This window comes from Pseudomonas fluorescens, assembly GCF_002022275.1.
GTDB lineage: Bacteria > Pseudomonadota > Gammaproteobacteria > Pseudomonadales > Pseudomonadaceae > Aquipseudomonas > Aquipseudomonas fluorescens_AJ.
In genome coordinates this window covers 187,912-205,231 of record NZ_MSDF01000013.1, presented here as the reverse complement: position 1 = coordinate 205,231, position 17,320 = coordinate 187,912, and the positions used below count along the sequence as shown (strand labels likewise).

Annotated in this window: 17 protein-coding genes; 3 read left to right on the top strand and 14 right to left on the bottom strand. The window is 60.7% G+C overall.

The window, feature by feature from the left end; genetic code table 11:
- Positions 1-34: 34 nt before the first annotated feature.
- From BFW87_RS07420 to leuS, 5 genes are all read right to left on the bottom strand, one after another.
- Positions 35-1,360, bottom strand: coding sequence for a lytic murein transglycosylase (locus BFW87_RS07420; protein WP_078739273.1), 1,326 nt, complete (start codon positions 1,358-1,360; stop codon positions 35-37).
- Positions 1,361-1,421: 61 nt separating this feature from the next.
- Positions 1,422-1,586, bottom strand: coding sequence for an alternative ribosome rescue factor ArfA (gene arfA / locus BFW87_RS07415; RefSeq protein WP_003176285.1), 165 nt, complete (start codon positions 1,584-1,586; stop codon positions 1,422-1,424).
- A gap of 233 nt (positions 1,587-1,819) precedes the next feature.
- On the bottom strand, positions 1,820-2,857 hold the full coding sequence (gene holA / locus BFW87_RS07410; RefSeq protein WP_078739272.1) for a DNA polymerase III subunit delta: 1,038 nt from the start codon (positions 2,855-2,857) through the stop codon (positions 1,820-1,822).
- Positions 2,858-2,896: 39 nt separating this feature from the next.
- Positions 2,897-3,502 carry an LPS-assembly lipoprotein LptE gene (locus BFW87_RS07405; RefSeq protein WP_078739271.1) on the bottom strand — a complete coding sequence of 202 codons (606 nt, stop codon included), beginning with the start codon at positions 3,500-3,502 and terminating at the stop codon, positions 2,897-2,899.
- Positions 3,503-3,590: 88 nt separating this feature from the next.
- A complete protein-coding gene (leuS, locus tag BFW87_RS07400; protein ID WP_078739270.1) occupies positions 3,591-6,197 on the bottom strand; it encodes a leucine--tRNA ligase in 2,607 nt (868 codons plus the stop codon).
- Between the two features lie 262 nt (positions 6,198-6,459).
- On the opposite strand from leuS, the gene BFW87_RS07395 reads away from it, so the two are divergent.
- Both BFW87_RS07395 and BFW87_RS07390 read left to right on the top strand, forming a co-directional pair.
- Positions 6,460-6,777 carry a hypothetical protein gene (locus tag BFW87_RS07395; RefSeq protein ID WP_078739269.1) on the top strand — a complete coding sequence of 106 codons (318 nt, stop codon included), beginning with the start codon at positions 6,460-6,462 and terminating at the stop codon, positions 6,775-6,777.
- A gap of 98 nt (positions 6,778-6,875) precedes the next feature.
- On the top strand, positions 6,876-7,637 hold the full coding sequence (locus tag BFW87_RS07390; protein ID WP_078739267.1) for a YdcF family protein: 762 nt from the start codon (positions 6,876-6,878) through the stop codon (positions 7,635-7,637).
- A gap of 126 nt (positions 7,638-7,763) precedes the next feature.
- Here the strand turns inward: BFW87_RS07390 and lnt are convergent, their stop codons facing one another.
- From lnt to miaB, 5 genes are all read right to left on the bottom strand, one after another.
- A complete protein-coding gene (gene lnt, locus BFW87_RS07385; RefSeq protein ID WP_078739266.1) occupies positions 7,764-9,287 on the bottom strand; it encodes an apolipoprotein N-acyltransferase in 1,524 nt (507 codons plus the stop codon).
- An 8-nt stretch (positions 9,288-9,295) separates the two neighbouring features.
- Complete coding sequence (locus BFW87_RS07380; protein WP_015373027.1) at positions 9,296-10,135, bottom strand: HlyC/CorC family transporter; 840 nt, start codon at positions 10,133-10,135, stop codon at positions 9,296-9,298.
- A gap of 42 nt (positions 10,136-10,177) precedes the next feature.
- The gene (gene ybeY / locus BFW87_RS07375; RefSeq protein ID WP_078739265.1) at positions 10,178-10,636 is read right to left on the bottom strand and encodes an rRNA maturation RNase YbeY; all 459 of its coding nucleotides are present in this window, start codon (positions 10,634-10,636) and stop codon (positions 10,178-10,180) included.
- Entirely contained in the window at positions 10,629-11,633 is a 1,005-nt protein-coding gene (locus tag BFW87_RS07370) for a PhoH family protein (RefSeq protein WP_078739263.1), read from the bottom strand. Before BFW87_RS07370 ends, ybeY begins: the two co-directional genes overlap by 8 nt.
- Positions 11,634-11,851: 218 nt before the next feature.
- A complete protein-coding gene (gene miaB / locus BFW87_RS07365) occupies positions 11,852-13,180 on the bottom strand; it encodes a tRNA (N6-isopentenyl adenosine(37)-C2)-methylthiotransferase MiaB (RefSeq protein WP_078739261.1) in 1,329 nt (442 codons plus the stop codon).
- Between the two features lie 131 nt (positions 13,181-13,311).
- Here miaB and BFW87_RS07360 point away from each other — a divergent pair, with 131 nt between their 5' ends.
- Positions 13,312-13,638: a DUF1820 family protein gene (locus tag BFW87_RS07360; RefSeq protein WP_003194436.1), complete on the top strand. Its 327-nt coding sequence runs from the start codon at positions 13,312-13,314 to the stop codon at positions 13,636-13,638.
- Between the two features lie 128 nt (positions 13,639-13,766).
- Here BFW87_RS07360 and BFW87_RS07355 read toward each other — a convergent pair whose 3' ends face one another.
- The 4 genes from BFW87_RS07355 to BFW87_RS07340 all read right to left on the bottom strand — a co-directional run bounded on the left by BFW87_RS07355 (position 13,767) and on the right by BFW87_RS07340 (position 17,291).
- Positions 13,767-14,321, bottom strand: a complete 555-nt coding sequence (locus tag BFW87_RS07355) for a tetratricopeptide repeat protein (RefSeq protein WP_078739260.1) — start codon at positions 14,319-14,321, stop codon at positions 13,767-13,769.
- 225 nt (positions 14,322-14,546) lie between these two features.
- A complete protein-coding gene (hemL, locus tag BFW87_RS07350) occupies positions 14,547-15,830 on the bottom strand; it encodes a glutamate-1-semialdehyde 2,1-aminomutase (RefSeq protein ID WP_078739258.1) in 1,284 nt (427 codons plus the stop codon).
- Positions 15,831-15,847: 17 nt separating this feature from the next.
- Positions 15,848-16,471: a thiamine phosphate synthase gene (thiE, locus tag BFW87_RS07345; RefSeq protein WP_078739252.1), complete on the bottom strand. Its 624-nt coding sequence runs from the start codon at positions 16,469-16,471 to the stop codon at positions 15,848-15,850.
- 22 nt (positions 16,472-16,493) lie between these two features.
- A complete protein-coding gene (locus BFW87_RS07340; RefSeq protein WP_078739250.1) occupies positions 16,494-17,291 on the bottom strand; it encodes a hydroxymethylpyrimidine/phosphomethylpyrimidine kinase in 798 nt (265 codons plus the stop codon).
- Positions 17,292-17,320: the final 29 nt, after the last annotated feature.

Sequence of the window (17,320 nt, the reverse complement as noted above, 5' to 3'; positions counted from 1 at the left end):
TTGCCTGCGATAGCGGTAGCCGCCATCCGCGGGGCTATTGACCCTGCAACGACTCCAGCAGCTTCACCGTCGGATACCCATCCGCCGGCCAGCCCAGCGATTGCTGCGCCGCACGAATCGCCTTGCGCGTATTCGCACCAATAATCCCGTCAGGGTTACCCGCGTCATAGCCCTTGGCAGTGAGCGCCGTTTGCAGGTCGATGCGCTGTGACCGGCTCAGCGGCAGCTCATCCTTTGGCCAATCGCCACGAATCACCCCACCCCCGCCAAACCGTTCCGACAACAGCCCCACCGCCAGTGCGTAGGACGATGAATTGTTGTACTTGAGAATCGCGCGGAAGTTATCCAGCACCAAAAACGCCGGGCCACGGTAACCGGCTGGCAGCAGCAAGGCCGCCGAAAGCTGGCTGACGTTCGGCGGCATGCTCGCGCCAGGCGGCAGCTGGATGCCGAGGTTCATCCACTCGGCGACGGTTTTGCGCACGCCGCCGTCGGCCAGGGCGTAATCGAAATTCGACGGCAGTTGTTGCACCTCAAAGCCCCATGGCTGGCCTTTCTGCCAGCCGGAGCTTTGCAGGTAGTGCGCTGTGGAGGCGAGGGCGTCGGCCGGGCTGTTCCAGATATCGCGGCGGCCATCGCCATCGAAATCGACGGCGTGGGTGTTGTAGGTGGTCGGGATAAATTGGGTCTGGCCCATGGCGCCGGCCCAGGAACCTTTCATCTGATCAGCCTGGATATCGCCGTGCTGGATGATCTGCAGCGCCGCCAGCAGTTGCGCTTGGGCGAACGCCGGGCGACGGCCTTCGTAGGCCAGGGTTGCCAGTGAGCGGATTACCGAGTTATTGCCCTGAAACTGGCCAAAGTTGCTTTCCATGCCCCACACCGAGACCAGCGCCTGGCGGTCAACACCATAACGCTGCTCAATGCTTTGCAGAATGTCGGCGTATTTGATCAGCAGCGCCTGGCCATTCCGCACGCGCACTGGCGACAGTGCGCCGTCGAGGTATTCCCATACCGGGCGGGAAAACTCCGGCTGACTGCGGTCGGCGCGGATCACCGCCATGTCAGGCGTGACATTGGCGAAAGCGTTGTCGAAGACCGCCGCGGTGATGCCGGTTTTAAGGGCTTCCACGCGAAAGCCAGCCTGCCATTCGGCGAAGGTCTGGGTCGGTTGGATATCCAGGTTGTCCACGGCCAAAGGCGCAACGACGGCGGGTGCGATGGCCGGTACGGTTTGCAGTTTCGGCAGGGGTTGAGCGTCCGCGGCGGTGGGTTTCTCCGCGCAGGCGACAAGCAGAATGAGGCTGGAGGCAGCGATCAGTTGGCGAAGGTGCCAACGACGGGAAAGACTAGAGGGCATGCACAGGTCCAGGGATTACAAATCAGGTGCAGACCTTATCATGTCGGAGGGGCGCTTGCCTTCAGGCAGCCAGAAAGTAAGAAGCCTCCCAGCTATTAGACTGGAAGGCTTCGCGGCGGTAGCTGCCTTTGCCCTTGCCGGCGCGTTCCTGACGGCTGCGGAACAGTGGCTGGGCGATGATGGATTTGGCCTTGTTGGGGCCATGCTTGGATGGCTTTTTGCTCATGATGGGTACTCTCGATAGGTGGGGTGGAGCGGTGCAAATCATCTGCCGAAGTGGCGCGGCTGTAAAGCCCGGCGACAGGTAGGCGTTTTCACCAAATCATGTGGGCACGCTCAAGACTGTGGGAGCTGGCTTGCCTGCGATGGCGGTATGTCAGTGTTAGAAATGCAAGCTGATACACCGCCATCGCAGGCAAGCCAGCTCCCACAGGGTATGTGTTGTGTTTACGAGGGAGGTTATTCAGCGGGGAGCGTCAGGCGCTGGCCAGCCATCAGCAACGACAAACGGCTAAGACTCATCCATGGCGAACCGGCGGCCTGGCCCTTGATCTGCGCATCGATACGCTGCGCCTCCAACAGAAGCTGCGCCCAGCGTTGCGCCGAGTGCCGTTGCAGGGCTTTGCTCATCAGGGGTTTGCGCTTGTCCCACACCGGCGGCCGGGCCTGGCTGAAGGCTTTGTCCAATGGAATACCCTGGCTGTATTGCAGCGCAATATTGGCCAGCACCCGCAACTCCCGGGCCAGGGCCCACAGAATCACCGGAGGCTCCACGCCTTCACCGCGCAGCCCTTCGAGCATGCGCAAGGCGTGAGCAGGTTCGCCATTGAGAATCGCATCCACCAGCCCGAACACGTCGAAACGCGCACTGTCAGCCACCGCACCTTGCACGGTTTCGACGGTGATCTGCCCGTCTTCGGCCATCAGCTTGAGCTTTTCGATTTCCTGGGCGGCGGCAAGCAAGTTGCCTTCGACCCGAGCGGCTATCAGTTCCACCGCGTCTTGCGTCGCCGACAGCCCCGATTGGGACAGCCGCTGACGAATCCACTGTGGCAGCTGGTTGCTGTCCACCGGCCAGATCTGGATGAACTGGGTCTGTGGGCCTTCGACCAGCGCCTTGCCCCATTTGGTTTTCTGCGCGCTGCCGTCGAGCTTGGGCAGGCTGATCAGCAACACCGTATCTTCAGCGGGCCGCGAGCAGTATTCCATCAAGGCCGCTGCGCCCTTGTCGCCCGGCTTGCCCGACGGCAGGCGCAGTTCCAGCAAGCGCTTTTCGGCGAACAACGACATGCTCGCACCGGCTTGCAGCAGCGTACCCCAGTCGAAACTGGCGTCGGCGCTGAACACCTGGCGTTCATCGAAGCCTTGCTGGCGCGTAGCCGCGCGGATCGCGTCCGCTGCTTCCTGACACAGCAGCGGGTCATCACCGCTGACGATATAGACAGGCGCGAGGCCACCTTGGAGGTGTTTGGCGAGTTGGGCGGGGGCGAGTTTCATAGGCGGGTCGAACGGGGCGCCTGGGGCGCCCCGTTTGGCTTACTCGACTGGAACTTCAACAGGCGATTGTTTCGGCGTGTTGTCTTCATACTCTTTTGCGGCTTTCAGGGCGTCGGCGTCGGCTTTGGCCTTGTTGTCGGCAGTTTGTTGCAATGCTTCCAGTTTTTCCGGCGTCAGCTGCTGCAGGCGGATCATCAGGCGCTGGATCAGCTCGCGACGCATTTCCTTGCGAACCTGAAGACTTTCCGAGTCCGAGCCGACCAGGTTGTTACCGTCGTGGCTCACGACTTTCTGCACTTCAATCTTGTCGCCCATCAATGGCAGTTGGTCGCGGCCACGCAATTCAAAGACAACCTTGGTGTTCAGCTCAATATCCGACGCACGACCGGCGCTGGCGTAGCTGAGGTTACGTTGGGTTTCCTGTTCGTCCACCAGCACCAGTTTGTAGGTTGCACCGGTGTAAACGTGTACACCGCTGTTTTCCAGGGTCTGGCGCAACTGAACCACGGTATCGCCGTAGGCGTTACGGGCGCTGACGTCCAGTTCCTTGATGGTCAGTTCGTTGGTGCCGGTGCCGCGCAGCTGGAAGCCGCAAGCGCTCAGCAGCACAGCAAGGCCCATCACCAGCAAATTGCGTTTGATCATTTTGTTGCTCCCCTTGAAACCATGTCGGCCTTATCGAGGCCCTAAAGGTTTAGTTCGGCGCAGGGCTCAAGCCCTGCGCCCGATCCGATTAGCTTGCGACGATGTTGACCAGTTTGCCGGGCACCACGATCACTTTGCGGATCGTCAGGCCTTCGGTGAAGCGCAGCACGCCTTCATTGACGCGTGCAGCGGCTTCGACGTCTTCACGGCTGGCGCTGGCCGGCATGTCGATCTGGCCGCGCAGTTTACCGTTGACCTGAATCACCAGTTGCAGCGTGTCCTGTACCAGGGCGCTGTCATCCTGCTTCGGCCAGCCTGCGTCAATGACTGCGCCTTCGTGGCCCAGGCGGTTCCACAGGTCGTGGCTGATGTGCGGTGTGATCGGAGCCAGCAGCAACACGACTGTTTCCAGGCCTTCCTGCACCAACGCACGATCCTGTTCAGTCGCTTGCGGCGCTTTTTCCAGCACGTTCATCAGCGTCATCACCTGGGCGATGGCGGTGTTGAACTTGTGATTCTGGCCCACGTCCTGGCTGGCCTGGCGAATAGCCAGGTGAGTGCTGCGACGGATGGCTTTTTGCTCGTCGTTCAGGCCTGCCACGTCCAGTTTGCCCGGCAAGCCCTGGCTGATATGAGCGTGGGCCAGGCGCCAGACGCGCTTGAGGAAGCGGTGCGAACCTTCGACGCCGGAGTCGGACCATTCGGCGCTCATGTCAGGCGGCGAAGCGAACATCATGAACAGTCGGCAGGTGTCGGCGCCGAACTGGTCGATCATCGATTGAGGGTCGACGCCGTTGTTCTTCGACTTGGCCATTTTCTCGGTGCCACCGATTTCCACCGGCAGGCCGTCGGCGATCAGCTTGGCGCTGATGACCTTGGCTTTGCTGTCGCGCTCAAGCTCGACATCCGCCGGGTTGAACCAGGTGTAGGCGCCGTTGGCTTCGCGGCGATAGTAAGTCTCGGCGACCACCATGCCCTGTGTCAGCAAGTTCTTGAACGGCTCGTCGGAGCTCACCAGGCCTTCGTCACGCATCAGCTTGTGGAAGAAGCGCGCATAAAGCAGGTGAAGAATCGCGTGTTCGATGCCGCCGATGTACTGATCCACCGGCAACCAGTGGTCCGCTGCGGACTTCTCGACCAGCCCACCCTCGTAATGCGGCGAAGCGTAACGGGCGTAGTACCACGAGGACTCGACGAAGGTGTCCATGGTGTCGGTTTCACGCTTGGCCGGCGCGCCGCATTTCGGGCAAGCGCACTCGTAGAACTCGGGCATGCGCGCCAATGGCGAACCGGCGCCATCCGGCACTACGTTTTCCGGCAGGACGACGGGCAACTGGTCTTCCGGCACCGGCACGTCACCGCAGGTTTGGCAGTGGATGATCGGGATCGGGCAGCCCCAGTAGCGCTGGCGGCTGATGCCCCAGTCGCGCAGGCGGAACTGGGTGCGCGACGCACCGAGGTTTTTCTTGATCAGGGCGACTTCAATGGCGTCGAAAGCACCGGCGAAGTCCAGGCCGTCAAACTCGCCGGAGTTGATCAGTTCGCCGTGCTCGCCGTAGGCGTCTTGCCACGGGGCCGGGTTGGTGTCACCGGAGCTGGTACGCACCACTGACTTGATCGGCAGGCTGTACTTGGTGGCGAATTCGAAATCGCGTTCGTCATGAGCCGGCACGGCCATTACTGCGCCATCGCCGTAGTGCATCAGCACGTAGTTGGCGACCCACACCGGCAATTTCTCGCCAGTCAGCGGGTGCTCGACGAACAGCCCGGTTGGCAGGCCTTTTTTCTCCTGGGTGGCGACGTCGGCTTCGGCCACGCTGCCGCCTTTGCATTCGGCGATGAACGCCTGCAGCTCAGGGTTGTTCTGTGCGGCCTGGGTGGCCAGCGGGTGTTCGGCGGCCACGGCGACGTAGGTCGCACCCATCAGGGTGTCTGGACGGGTGGTGAAGACTTTCAGTGCGCCGGCAACGCCTATGGAATCGACGTTGTACGGGAACTGCACTTCCATGCCCTTGGATTTGCCGATCCAGTTGCGCTGCATGGTCTTGACCTGTTCAGGCCAGCCCGGCAGGTCGTCGAGGCTCGACAACAGCTCATCGGCGTAGGACGTGATCTTGAAGTAGTACATCGGGATTTCGCGCTTTTCGATCAGCGCGCCCGAACGCCAGCCGCGGCCGTCGATGACCTGCTCGTTGGCCAGAACGGTCTGGTCGAGCGGGTCCCAGTTGACGGTGCCGCTCTTTTTGTAGATCACGCCTTTTTCGAACAGGCGAGTGAACAGCCATTGTTCCCAGCGGTAGTAATCCGGCTTGCAGGTAGTGACTTCGCGGGACCAGTCGACCGCCAAACCCAGGCTGCGCAGCTGGGTCTTCATGTAGGCGATGTTTTCGTAGGTCCACTTGGCCGGCGCTACGTTGTTTTTCATCGCGGCGTTTTCCGCCGGCATGCCGAAGGCGTCCCAACCCATGGGTTGCAGGACATTTTTGCCAAGCATGCGCTGGTAGCGGGAAATTACGTCGCCGATGGTGTAGTTACGCACGTGCCCCATGTGTAGCTTGCCGCTGGGGTAAGGGAACATCGATAGGCAGTAGTAAGTCTCCTTGCCTGGCTGTTCACTGACTTCAAAGGACTTTTGCTCGTCCCAGAAAGTTTGGGCGGCATTTTCTATTTCACGGGGCTGATATTGTTCGTGCATGGCTACTTTTGAACTGAATAGGGGTGGCCTAATCCTCTTCGGTACAACGTTCAGGTCCATCGACACCAAAAAGCGGCGCGTCCGTGCCCAAACCCTGCGGGAAGTGGAGTTACAGGAAGCGCCGTAGCATACATGACCCCACTCTATCGAGGGAAACCCTGATTGCGCGGGCGAGGCCGTCTGTCGCGGCGCCGGGCAGGCGCAGCCACGGGGACTACGCTGTTTATTGGGGAGTGAGTCTTATCTTCAATGAGGTGAGGGGATGGTTGAATCGCAGCGAACTTTAACGAAACCGCAATTGTACGAAGGACTGATCGACCGTTTGGGTCGTGCATTGGATGCAGCAAGAACCGCAGGCCGTTTGCGTGATGAGCGGCCTCTGGAGCTGGAGTTGCGAGGCTTGAGCCAGGCAGAACTTGAATTGATCAAGTGCTACCTGGAATTGAATCACCACCGCGCCTCTCATGGGCAGGCTTCCCCGCCGACCCAAGAGCCCTTGCGTTCGGCACAGGTGATCTGGCTGAAGGATGTAGCTGCCGGTCGCAGCCCTGAAGAAATTCGAGCCGTACGGTGCAAGTGAAACACAGCGTCATCCGTTGGCCGTCTCAAAAAGGTGCTGGTACAGATTGTCGCTAAACCCCGTTGCATCTAGGCTTCGGGCATCTGTGGAGATGCCCGATGCCTTTTCGTTATTTCATTAAACAATTGCTCTTGCCGCCCGGCATTTTCCTGCTGCTGCTTGCGCTTGCCTGGTGGTTGCGTAAAAGCCGTCCACGCCTGGCCGGGTTTTGTTTTGCCGTGGGGCTGGGTGGAATGTGGCTGATCAGCCTGCCGGTGATGGTGCAATGGGGCGCGCATGCTTTGGAGACCGAGCCCCCGCTGGCCCGTGAAGAGTGGGCCACGCTGGCGCAGCGGGCCGATGCGATCGTGGTGTTGGGCTCCGGCAGGGAGCGGGGTGACCCGGCGTGGGGCACTGACCAGCCCACCGGCATCGGGCTGGAGCGTCAGCGTTATGCCGCGCGACTGGCCAAGGCGTCCGGTTTGCCGGTGCTGACCAGTGGTGGCTTGCACTACGGCACGCCGCCGAGCGAGGCCGAACTGATGGCCGTGTCGATGCTCGATGACTTCGGCGTCACCGTGCGCTGGAAGGAAGAGCGCAGCCGTACCACGTGGGAAAATGCGCAGATGAGCGCCGAAATTCTATTGCCGCAAGGCGTTAAACGCGTGGTGGTGGTGACCCAGGCATGGCATATGCCGCGTGCGGTGTGGAGCTTTGAGAAAGCCGGTTTTACCGTGGTGCCGGGGCCTTTGGGCTTTTTAGGCGTGGACAATGCGCGGCCACTGGGTGGCTGGTTGCCGGAGTTTGTGTCGGTGTGGCGCAGCGGGCAGTTGATCAACGAGGCGGTGGGGCAGGTGGGGTATCGAATGTTCTACCGGTAAGTCGTAGCGCGGAAGATCAAATGTGGGAGCTGGCTTGCCTGCGATGCAGGCATCTCGGTGTATCAGTTGGACCGAGGTGATGCTATCGCAGGCAAGCCAGCTCCCACATTGGTTTTGCAGTGTTTATTAAACGGTTTTGGCCATCCGCCCCGCCAGCAATGCCCAGCCAAACAACACCAGGCACACAATGATCAGCGGCCACGAGCGCCATTCCAGGTACGGCGTCAGGTTGTGCATCGGCACCACCTCACCGTAGAGAATGCCGCGCTCGAACTGTGGAATCTGCTCGGTAATCTGCCCGAACGGGTTGATCAGCCCGGTCACGCCATTGTTGGTTGCGCGGATCATCCAGCGGCCGGCTTCCAGCGCACGCATCTGCGCCATTTGCAGGTGTTGCAGCGGGCCGATCGAGCGGCCGAACCAGGTGTCGTTGCTGATGGTCAGCAGCAAATCGCTCTGGGCCGACAGGCCGGCAGCGAATTCCGGGTACACCACTTCGTAGCAAATGAACGGCGCAATCTGATAGCCCTTGGCCTGCAGCATCGCCTGATCGGCAGGGCCGCGGGCGAAGTCGGACATGGGCAGGTCGAAGAAGGCGATCAGCCCGCGCAGCATGTCTTGCAGCGGCACGTATTCGCCAAACGGCACCAGCTTTTGCTTCAGATAAGTGCCTTCACCTTCGCCCAACACCGTGATGCCGTTGAAAAAACGCTTCTGGTGGTGCACTTCCTGGCGGATCGGCACGCCGGTGATCAGCGCGGTGTGCCGGTCGGCGGCAAACTTGCTCATCATGCCCAGGTAGCCCTCGACGGACTCCTTGAGCACCGGCACGGCCGTTTCCGGCCACACCAGCAGGTCGACACGCTTGGAGCTGAAGCTCATGTCGCGGTACAGCGCGAGCTGAGCATTGAGCTGTTCCGGGTCCCACTTCATGCTTTGTTCGACGTTGCCTTGCACCGCAGCCACCGTCAGCGGCGGGCCGGACGGCGTGGTCCAGGCGTGATGCTTGAGCGCCAGACCAATCGCCCAAGGCGCTACCAACAGCACCAGGCCCGCGCCGATAAAGGCGTTGCGTTTACTCGCCAGCAGGCGCGGCAGGTTGCACAGTACCGCCGCCGTCAGCGCCAAGGCGAAGGAAATGAGCCACATCCCGCCCAATGGCGCGAGGCCAGTCAGCGGACCGTCAAGCTGGCTGTAACCGGAGTAAAGCCAAGGGAAACCGGTAAGGAACCAGCCGCGAAACGCTTCCTGACCAACCCACAGAGCCGCAAAGGTCAACGCATCGGCCAGTGGCGCTTCATTACGGCGCAGCCAACGCGCCCAGAGCCAAGCGGGCAGGGCAAAGAACAGGGCAATCGCGGCGGTAAACAGCAGCATCAAAAAGCCAGCCAGCAGCACCGAAGCGCCGCCGAAATGGTGAATGCTGTAGTAAATCCAGCTGGTGCCGGCGCCAAACAGGCCGAAACCGAAGCACCAGCCACGGCCCAGGGCCTGACGTGGCGTCAATTCCCGCAGCCCGACATAGAACAGTCCGACGGCCACCAGTGCAAACGGCCACAAATCGAACGGCGCCAGCGCCAGGGTGGTGATGGCGCCGGCCACCACGGCCAGCAAATTACCGGGCCAGCCGGGTGCAATCAGACGGCGCATATCAGTCCTTAGCGGGCAATAGGTGTCAGGCGAATCAGATGGATGCGACGGCTATCCGCATTCAGGATGCGGAAGCGATACGCGCCAATCTCGGTGGTCTCGTTGCGTTTTGGCAGATGCCCGAACGCACTCATCACCAAACCGCCGACGGTGTCGAATTCGTCATCGGAGAACTCGCTGTCGAAGAACTCGTTGAAGTTCTCGATCGGCGTCAGCGCTTTCACCAGGAAGTCACCGCTGGGCAGAGGCTTGATGTAGCTGTCTTCTTCAACGTCGTGCTCGTCTTCGATGTCGCCGACGATCTGTTCCAGCACGTCTTCGATGGTCACAAGACCGGCCACGCCGCCGTATTCGTCAATCACGATGGCCATGTGATTGTGGTTGGCGCGGAACTCGCGCAGCAGCACATTCAGGCGCTTGGATTCAGGCACGAAGGTGGCCGGGCGCAGCAAATCCTTGATATTGAAATTGTCGCCGTTCTCTTTGAGGATCAGCGGCAACAGGTCCTTGGCCAGCAGGACACCCATGACGTCGTCATGGCTTTCACCGATCACCGGGTAGCGCGAGTGCGCCGAGTCGATCACGGCCGGGAGGAATTCCCGTGGGGTCTGAGTCGCCTTGATGCTGATCATCTGCGAGCGCGGGACCATGATGTCCCGGACTTGCAGGTCAGCCACCTGGATGGCGCCTTCGACGATGGCCAGCGCTTCGCTGTCCAGCAACTTGTTTTGATGGGCCTCGCGCAGCAGCTCAAGCAGCTCCTGGCGGTTTTTCGGCTCGTGGGCAAAAGCCTGGGTCAGTTTACCCAGCCATGACTTCTGCCCGTTGCTCGATCGGTCTTCGCTCATAGCGATTACTCTAAATCCTTTGTTGTGTCAGTTGAGTGTTGATCAGTTTTCGTCGTCTGCATAAGGGTCAGGGTGACCCAATTCTGCAAGCAACGTTTGTTCCAGTGTTTCCATTTCCTCTGCTTCGTCATCGTCTATGTGGTCGTAACCCAAGAGATGCAAGCAGCCGTGGATGACTAGATGGGCCCAGTGGGCCTCAAGTTCCTTGCCTTGTTCCTTTGCTTCGCGCTCCACCACCGCGACGCAGATCACCAGGTCGCCCAGCAACGGGATATCCAGTAACTCATCCGGTACGTCGGCGGGGAAGGACAGCACGTTGGTTGCGTAGTCCTTTTGGCGCCAGGTGTGATTCAGTTCACGGCCTTCGGGCTCGTCCACCAGGCGAATGGTCAGCTCCGAGTCGGCGGTGCGCTGGCGCAGGGCCAGGGCGCACCATTGACGGAACTGTTCTTCAGTTGGGGCGGGCGCTTCGGTGGCCAGCTGCAGGTCTAGCTCAAGCATTGTGGCGGGCATCCTTGGACAAACCATCGTCACGGTGTTCGAAGCGCTCGTAGGCCTCGACAATGCGTTGCACCAGCGGGTGGCGAACCACGTCCTTGGGTGAGAAGTGCGTGAAACTGATACCTGGTACGTCCTTGAGCACTTCAATCACATGGCTCAAGCCCGACTTGGTGCCCTTGGGCAGGTCAACCTGGGTAATGTCGCCGGTGATAATGGCCGTGGAGCCAAACCCGATGCGGGTCAGGAACATCTTCATCTGCTCGACCGTGGTGTTCTGGCTTTCGTCGAGGATGATGAAACTGTTGCTCAAGGTGCGGCCGCGCATGTAGGCCAGCGGGGCGATCTCGATCACCTGGCGCTCGATCAGCTTGGCCACGTATTCAAAACCAAGCATCTCGTAAAGCGCGTCGTAGAGCGGGCGCAGGTACGGGTCGATCTTCTGTGCGAGGTCGCCGGGCAGGAAGCCGAGCTTTTCGCCCGCTTCGACCGCCGGGCGCACCAGCAGGATGCGGCGCACTTGCTCGCGCTCAAGGGCATCCACTGCGCAGGCTACGGCCAGGTAGGTCTTGCCGGTACCGGCGGGGCCGATGCCGAAATTGATATCGTTACCGAGGATTGCTTTGACGTACTTCTGCTGATTCAAGCCCTTTGGGCGAATCATGCCTTTTTTGGTACGCAGGGCCACGCTGGCTTCGGCGACCGGGTTGTTGGCCAGGTCTTCCACCGCCGATTCCTGCAAATACAGGTGCACGGTTTCCGGCGACAGCTCGCTACCCTTGGTTTCGCGGTAGAGGCGGCGCAGCAGATTTTCTGCCGATTTAGTGTCTTGGGCTTCACCGATGAGCTCGAACTGATTGCCGCGGTTGCGGATCTCGATGCCCAGGCGTTGTTCGATCAGGCGCAGGTGCTCGTCGAACTGTCCGCACAGGTTGGCGAAACGGCGAGCCTCAAAGGGCTCGAGGATAAAACGATGGGGTTCTGCGATGGGTGCGTTCAAGGTCGCTTTTAGCCGCCCTTTGGCTGTTGAGGTGAAAGAGAGGATAACGCCAGCCGCCTGTGTGCGAAAGCACTTATATAGGCGCTCAAGAACCACGAAGATCCACTGTGGGAGCTGGCTTGCCTGCGATGGCGGTGTATCAGTGCCAGTTGAGTTAACTGACCCACCGCTATCGCAGGCAAGCCAGCTCCCACAGTTGGACTTCATTTGCCCTGAAATCAGTTAACCAGCGACCCGCGCAGCGAGTGCGGTTGCGCCGCATCGATGTGTACATCGGCAAACTGGCCGATGAGGGTGGGCGTGTCGCAGCGGAAGTTGACGATTCGGTTGTTCTCGGTACGGCCTTGCAGCTCGCCCGGGTCTTTTTTCGAATAATCGGTGACCAGAATGCGCTGAATCGAACCGACCATTTGTCGGCTGATTTCGAACCCTTGCTGATTCAAGCGATGTTGCAGCGCGTTCAAGCGTTCTTTTTTCAGCGCTTCCGGAGTCTCGTCCACGAGATCAGCGGCAGGCGTGCCCGGGCGCTGGCTATAAACGAAGGAATACGAGAAGTCGAAACCGACGTCCTCGATCAGCTTCATGGTCTGTTCGAAATCTTTCTCGGTTTCGCCCGGGAAGCCAACGATAAAGTCCGAACTGATGCAAATGCCCGGCACCGCTGCACGCAGCTTGCGCAATTTGGATTTGTATTCCAGGGCCGTGTGGTTGCGTTTCATCGCCGACAGAATCCGGTCCGAGCCCGACTGCACCGGCAAATGCAGGTGTTTGACCAGTTCAGGCACTTCAGCGTGGGCCTGGATCAGGCTGTCGGAAAACTCCAACGGGTGCGAGGTGGTGTAACGAATACGCTCGATACCGTCCACCGCAGCCACCACGCGGATCAGCTCTGCCAGGTCGGCCAGGCGGCCGTCTTCAGTCTGGCCGCGATAACCGTTGACGTTCTGGCCCAGCAGGGTCACTTCGCGCACGCCGTTTTCGGCCAGGTGGATGATTTCTGCCAGCACGTCGTCAAACGGCCGGCTGACCTCTTCACCCCGGGTGTAGGGCACGACGCAGAAGGTGCAGTACTTGCTGCAACCTTCCATCACCGACACATAGGCGCTCGGGCCATCGATGCGCGGCTCGGGCAAATGGTCGAATTTTTCGATTTCCGGGAACGAGACGTCAACCTGCGGCAGCTTGGTGATGCGCGCAGCGTCGATCATTTCCGGCAGGCGGTGCAGGGTCTGCGGGCCGAAGACCACGTCGACATAGGGCGCGCGGTCGCGGATGGCGGCGCCTTCCTGGCTGGCCACGCAACCGCCGACGGCAATCACCATGTCCGGGTTGGCCAGTTTCAATTCACGCCAGCGGCCCAGCTGCGAGTACACACGGTCCTGGGCCCGTTCGCGGATCGAGCAGGTATTGAGCAGGATTACGTCGGCATCTTCGGCGCGGGCGGTGACTTCCAGGGCCTGGTGTTCGCCCAGCAAGTCGACCATGCGCGAGCTGTCGTACTCGTTCATCTGGCAACCGTGGGTTTCGATATAAAGCTTCTTGGCCATGGGAATCGTCAACTGGTGGTAAAGAACCGCGCATTATAGGGGGCATGCCCATTGGTTCCTAGCGTTGTGCATCGGGTGCCATGCTATAGTTCGCGCCCTCTTTTATATCCCCGATGTGTTATCCGCCCACCATGACCAAACGCGAAGCTCCAATCTACAAGGTGATTTTCCTCAACCAGGGCCAGGTGTTCGAAATGTACGCCAAGCAGATCTATCAAAGTGATCTGTGGGGCTTCCTGGAAGTGGAAGAGTTCGTCTTTGGCGAGCGCACTCAGCTGGTCGTGGACCCGGGCGAGGAAAAACTCAAGGCTCAGTTCGAAGGCGTGGTGCGCAGTTTTGTGCCGATGCACTCGATTGTGCGCATCGATGAAGTCGAGCGCCTGGGCACGCCGAAGATCAGCGAGGCGCGGGGCACCAGTAATGTGATGCCGTTTCCGATGCCGATGCCTGAGAAGTAGGGCGTTAGACCGCGTTGAATCCATCGCAGGCAAGCCAGCTCCCACACTTGACCGAGTTCCAACGTTGGAATGCAGTCAAATGTGGGAGCTGGCTTGCCTGCGATAGCAATAGAAGGGTTTAGCTGAATTCAGGGCAAGGGTGAGAACGGCGAACGCCCATCCGCACTCTGCAATTCCTGCAAGTAATTGCGGAAAATCTGCCCCAACACCTGCGTCGCCACTTCCAACTCATCACGCTGCATGTGCTCGGCCACTTCGTCGGCCGTGTCCAGCGCGTCTTCAGCGCCATTCACCGCCGCCATCTTCAGCACGATGTACGCCTGCACGTTGTTGGCCGGCACGCCTTCGCCTTTGAAGAACATGTTGCCCAGCTGGAATTGCGCCTGCGCGTGGCCCTGCAACGAGGCTTTCTCGAAATAGCTCAAGGCTTTGTTGAGGTCGCGGGCGGGGTTTTTGCTGTCGTGGAAGTACTCACCCAACTCGTATTGCGCCTGCGCATCCCCGCCATCGGCCTGTTTCTGGCACGCGCTCAGGGCTTCGGCCTGGCTGTCTGGCTGGGTATTGAGGGTGCAACGACCCATCGCTGGGATTAACAACGAGTTGCCGCCTGCTTGTGCATGTGCCAGCAGCGGCTGAAGGAGCAACAGGCAGCCCAGAACCAGGGTGCGGCCGGTGCGTTTCATGGGAATCGACTTACCTCTGACGGGGCGCGCGGACCCTCGGGGAGTCCAATAAGCGCGCATTATGAAATAAGCAGGCACCTGCTTACAAAGTCTTTACTCGTTTTTCTGCTGCGTGGGCAAGTTATCTGCCGGATTGCAGGTGATTTCTCGAAAAATGCAGGAAATCTCTGTAAGCAAAGTAGCAAATTCTGACGCCGCCGAGGGCGACGTCAGATTCAGTGCCCCTTATTTCAGGGCCGCGAAGGCGCGCTCGGCAGCATCCAGGGTCAATTTCAACTCGGCTTCGCCATGGGCGATCGAAGTGAAGCCGGCTTCAAACGCGCTCGGGGCCAGGTAAACGCCGCCTTCCAGCATCAAGTGGAAGAAGCGCTTGAACAGATCGGCATCGCTGCCCATCACGTCATCAAAGGTAACGATGTCGTCGGCAGCACTGAAGTACAGGCCGAACATGCCGCCCGCCTGAGTGGTGACAAACGGAATACCGGCTGCATCGGCGCGTTGTTGCAGGCCGTCGAGCAGGCGAGTGGTGTAGTCGGTCAGCTCGGCGTGGAAGCCCGGGCGGCTGATCAGGCGCAGGGTGGTCAGGCCGGCGGCCATGGCCAGCGGGTTACCCGACAAGGTGCCCGCCTGGTACACCGGGCCCAGGGGCGCAATGTGGTGCATGATTTCACGCTTGCCGCCGAAGCAGCCCACTGGCATGCCGCCGCCGATGATCTTGCCGAAGGTGCTCAGGTCCGGCGTAACACCGTAGTGCGCCTGGGCGCCGCCGAGGGCGACGCGGAAACCGGTCATCACTTCGTCAAAAATCAGCACCACGCCATGCTTGTCGCACTGCTCGCGCAGGCCTTCAAGAAAACCCGGCGCCGGCGGCACACAGTTCATATTGCCGGCCACGGGCTCGACGATGATGCACGCGACGTCCTGGCCCACTTCATTAAGCATCTGCTCGACGGCGGCGATGTCGTTGAACGGCAGGGTTAGGGTGTGTTTGGCAAAGGCGGCCGGAACGCCGGCCGAGCTTGGCACGCCTTGGGTCAGCAGGCCGGAGCCGGCTTTCACCAGCAGGCTGTCGGAGTGGCCGTGGTAGCAGCCTTCGAACTTGATGATGCTGTCGCGACCGGTGAAACCACGGGCCAGGCGAATCGCGCTCATGGTGGCTTCGGTGCCGGAACTGACCATGCGCACCATTTCCATCGACGGCACGATCGAGCAGACCAGGTCGGCCATCTCTGTTTCCATGGCGGTCGGCGCGCCGTAGGACAGGCCGTGTTGCAGCTGCTGACGCACCGCGTCCAGTACGTCCGGATGGCTGTGGCCGAGGATCATCGGGCCCCACGAACCTACGTAGTCCACATAACGTTTGTCATCTTCGTCGGTGACGTAGGCGCCTTCGGCATGTTTGAAGAACAATGGCGTGCCGCCCACGCTTTTGAACGCACGCACGGGGGAGTTCACACCGCCGGGGATATGTTTTTGGGCATTGGCAAACAGCGTTTCGGAACGGGACATGATGGGTCTCTCTGAAATCAAATCTTGAGTAGGGCGTTGAACGCACGGGCGCGGCGCGTGACTTCCTGGGCAGTGTCGGCACCGAACAGGCCATGCACCACGGCAAGCAGGTCGGCACCGTGGGCCACCAGAGGTTCGGCGTTTTCCAGGGTGACGCCGCCGATCACGCAGATCGGCAACTGCAACCGCGTGCGGGCCTCGGCCAGCATTTGGACAGTGGCGGCGGGTGCGCCGGGCTTGGTGTTGGAATTGAAGAAGCGGCCAAAGGCGACATAGCTGGCGCCTTCCTTGGCGGCCTGCTCGGCCAGCTCGATCTGGCTGTGGCAGGTGGCGCCGATGATCGCTTTGGAGCCGAGCAGCGCACGGGCTGGCGTGAGCGGGCCGTCGGTCTGGCCCAGGTGCACGCCCACACCCAGGCGCGCGGCCAGTTCAGCGTCATCGTTGACGATCAACTGAGTCTTGTAGCGCGAGCACAGCTCGCGCAACTTCTCGGCCTCGCGCAGGCGGCGGGCTTCATCGCTGCTTTTATCGCGGTACTGCAGCAGGGTCACGCCACCGTCCAGCGCCGCTTCGACGTAGGCGAGGAATTTGCCGGCCAACAGTTGGCTGTCGGTAATGGCGTAAAGGCCACGTAGTTTCATCGGGCAGGCCCCCTTTGTCGTCTTACGAGCAAAAATCCAGCGGCAGACGGCGCGGCACGAACTGGCCCTGGCCGAGTTGTTCGGCATCGCGCAGGGTGCGCCAAGTGTAGTTGAGCGCCGACTGCACGGCGCTGACCAGGCCTTCGCCCTGAGCGATTCGACCGGCCAGCGCACTCGCCAGCGTGCAGCCCGAACCGTGATAACTGCCGGGCAAGCGCTGGCAGGTAAAGGTCTGCTGCGTGCCGTCGCGGCTGTACAGGCGGTTGTGCACTTCATGCTCATCGCCATGGCCGCCGGTGATCAGCAGGTGCTTGATAAACGGTAACAGCTTCTCGGCGCATTCGTCTGCCGTGCCTTGCGGCAGCTCGGCAAGGATGCGCGCTTCCGGCAGGTTTGGCGTGGCGATCAGCGACAACGGCAACAGCCGCTCGCGCATGGCATAGCCGACTTCATCCTTGCCCAGGCTCCCGCCGCCGCCGGCGCGCAGCACCGGGTCGCAGACCACCGGCAGGTGCGGGTGCGCCTGCAGCAGTTCGACCACGGTGTCGACCATGGCGGTGGAACCGAGCATGCCCAGCTTGACCGCAGCCACCTCGGAATCGCCGAGCACGGCGTTGGCTTGAGCCAGCACCCACTCGCGGTCGAGCACGCGGAAATCGCTGACATTGACGGTGTTCTGCACGGTCAGGGCGGTGACGGCCGGGGCCGCATGACAGCCTTGGGCGAGCAGGGCTTCGATATCTGCCTGCAAGCCGGCGCCACCACTGGGATCATGGCCGGAGAGACAGAGGACAACAGGGCGAGAGCTGTAGATATTCATGGTGCGCGAGCTTACCACCAAACGCTTTT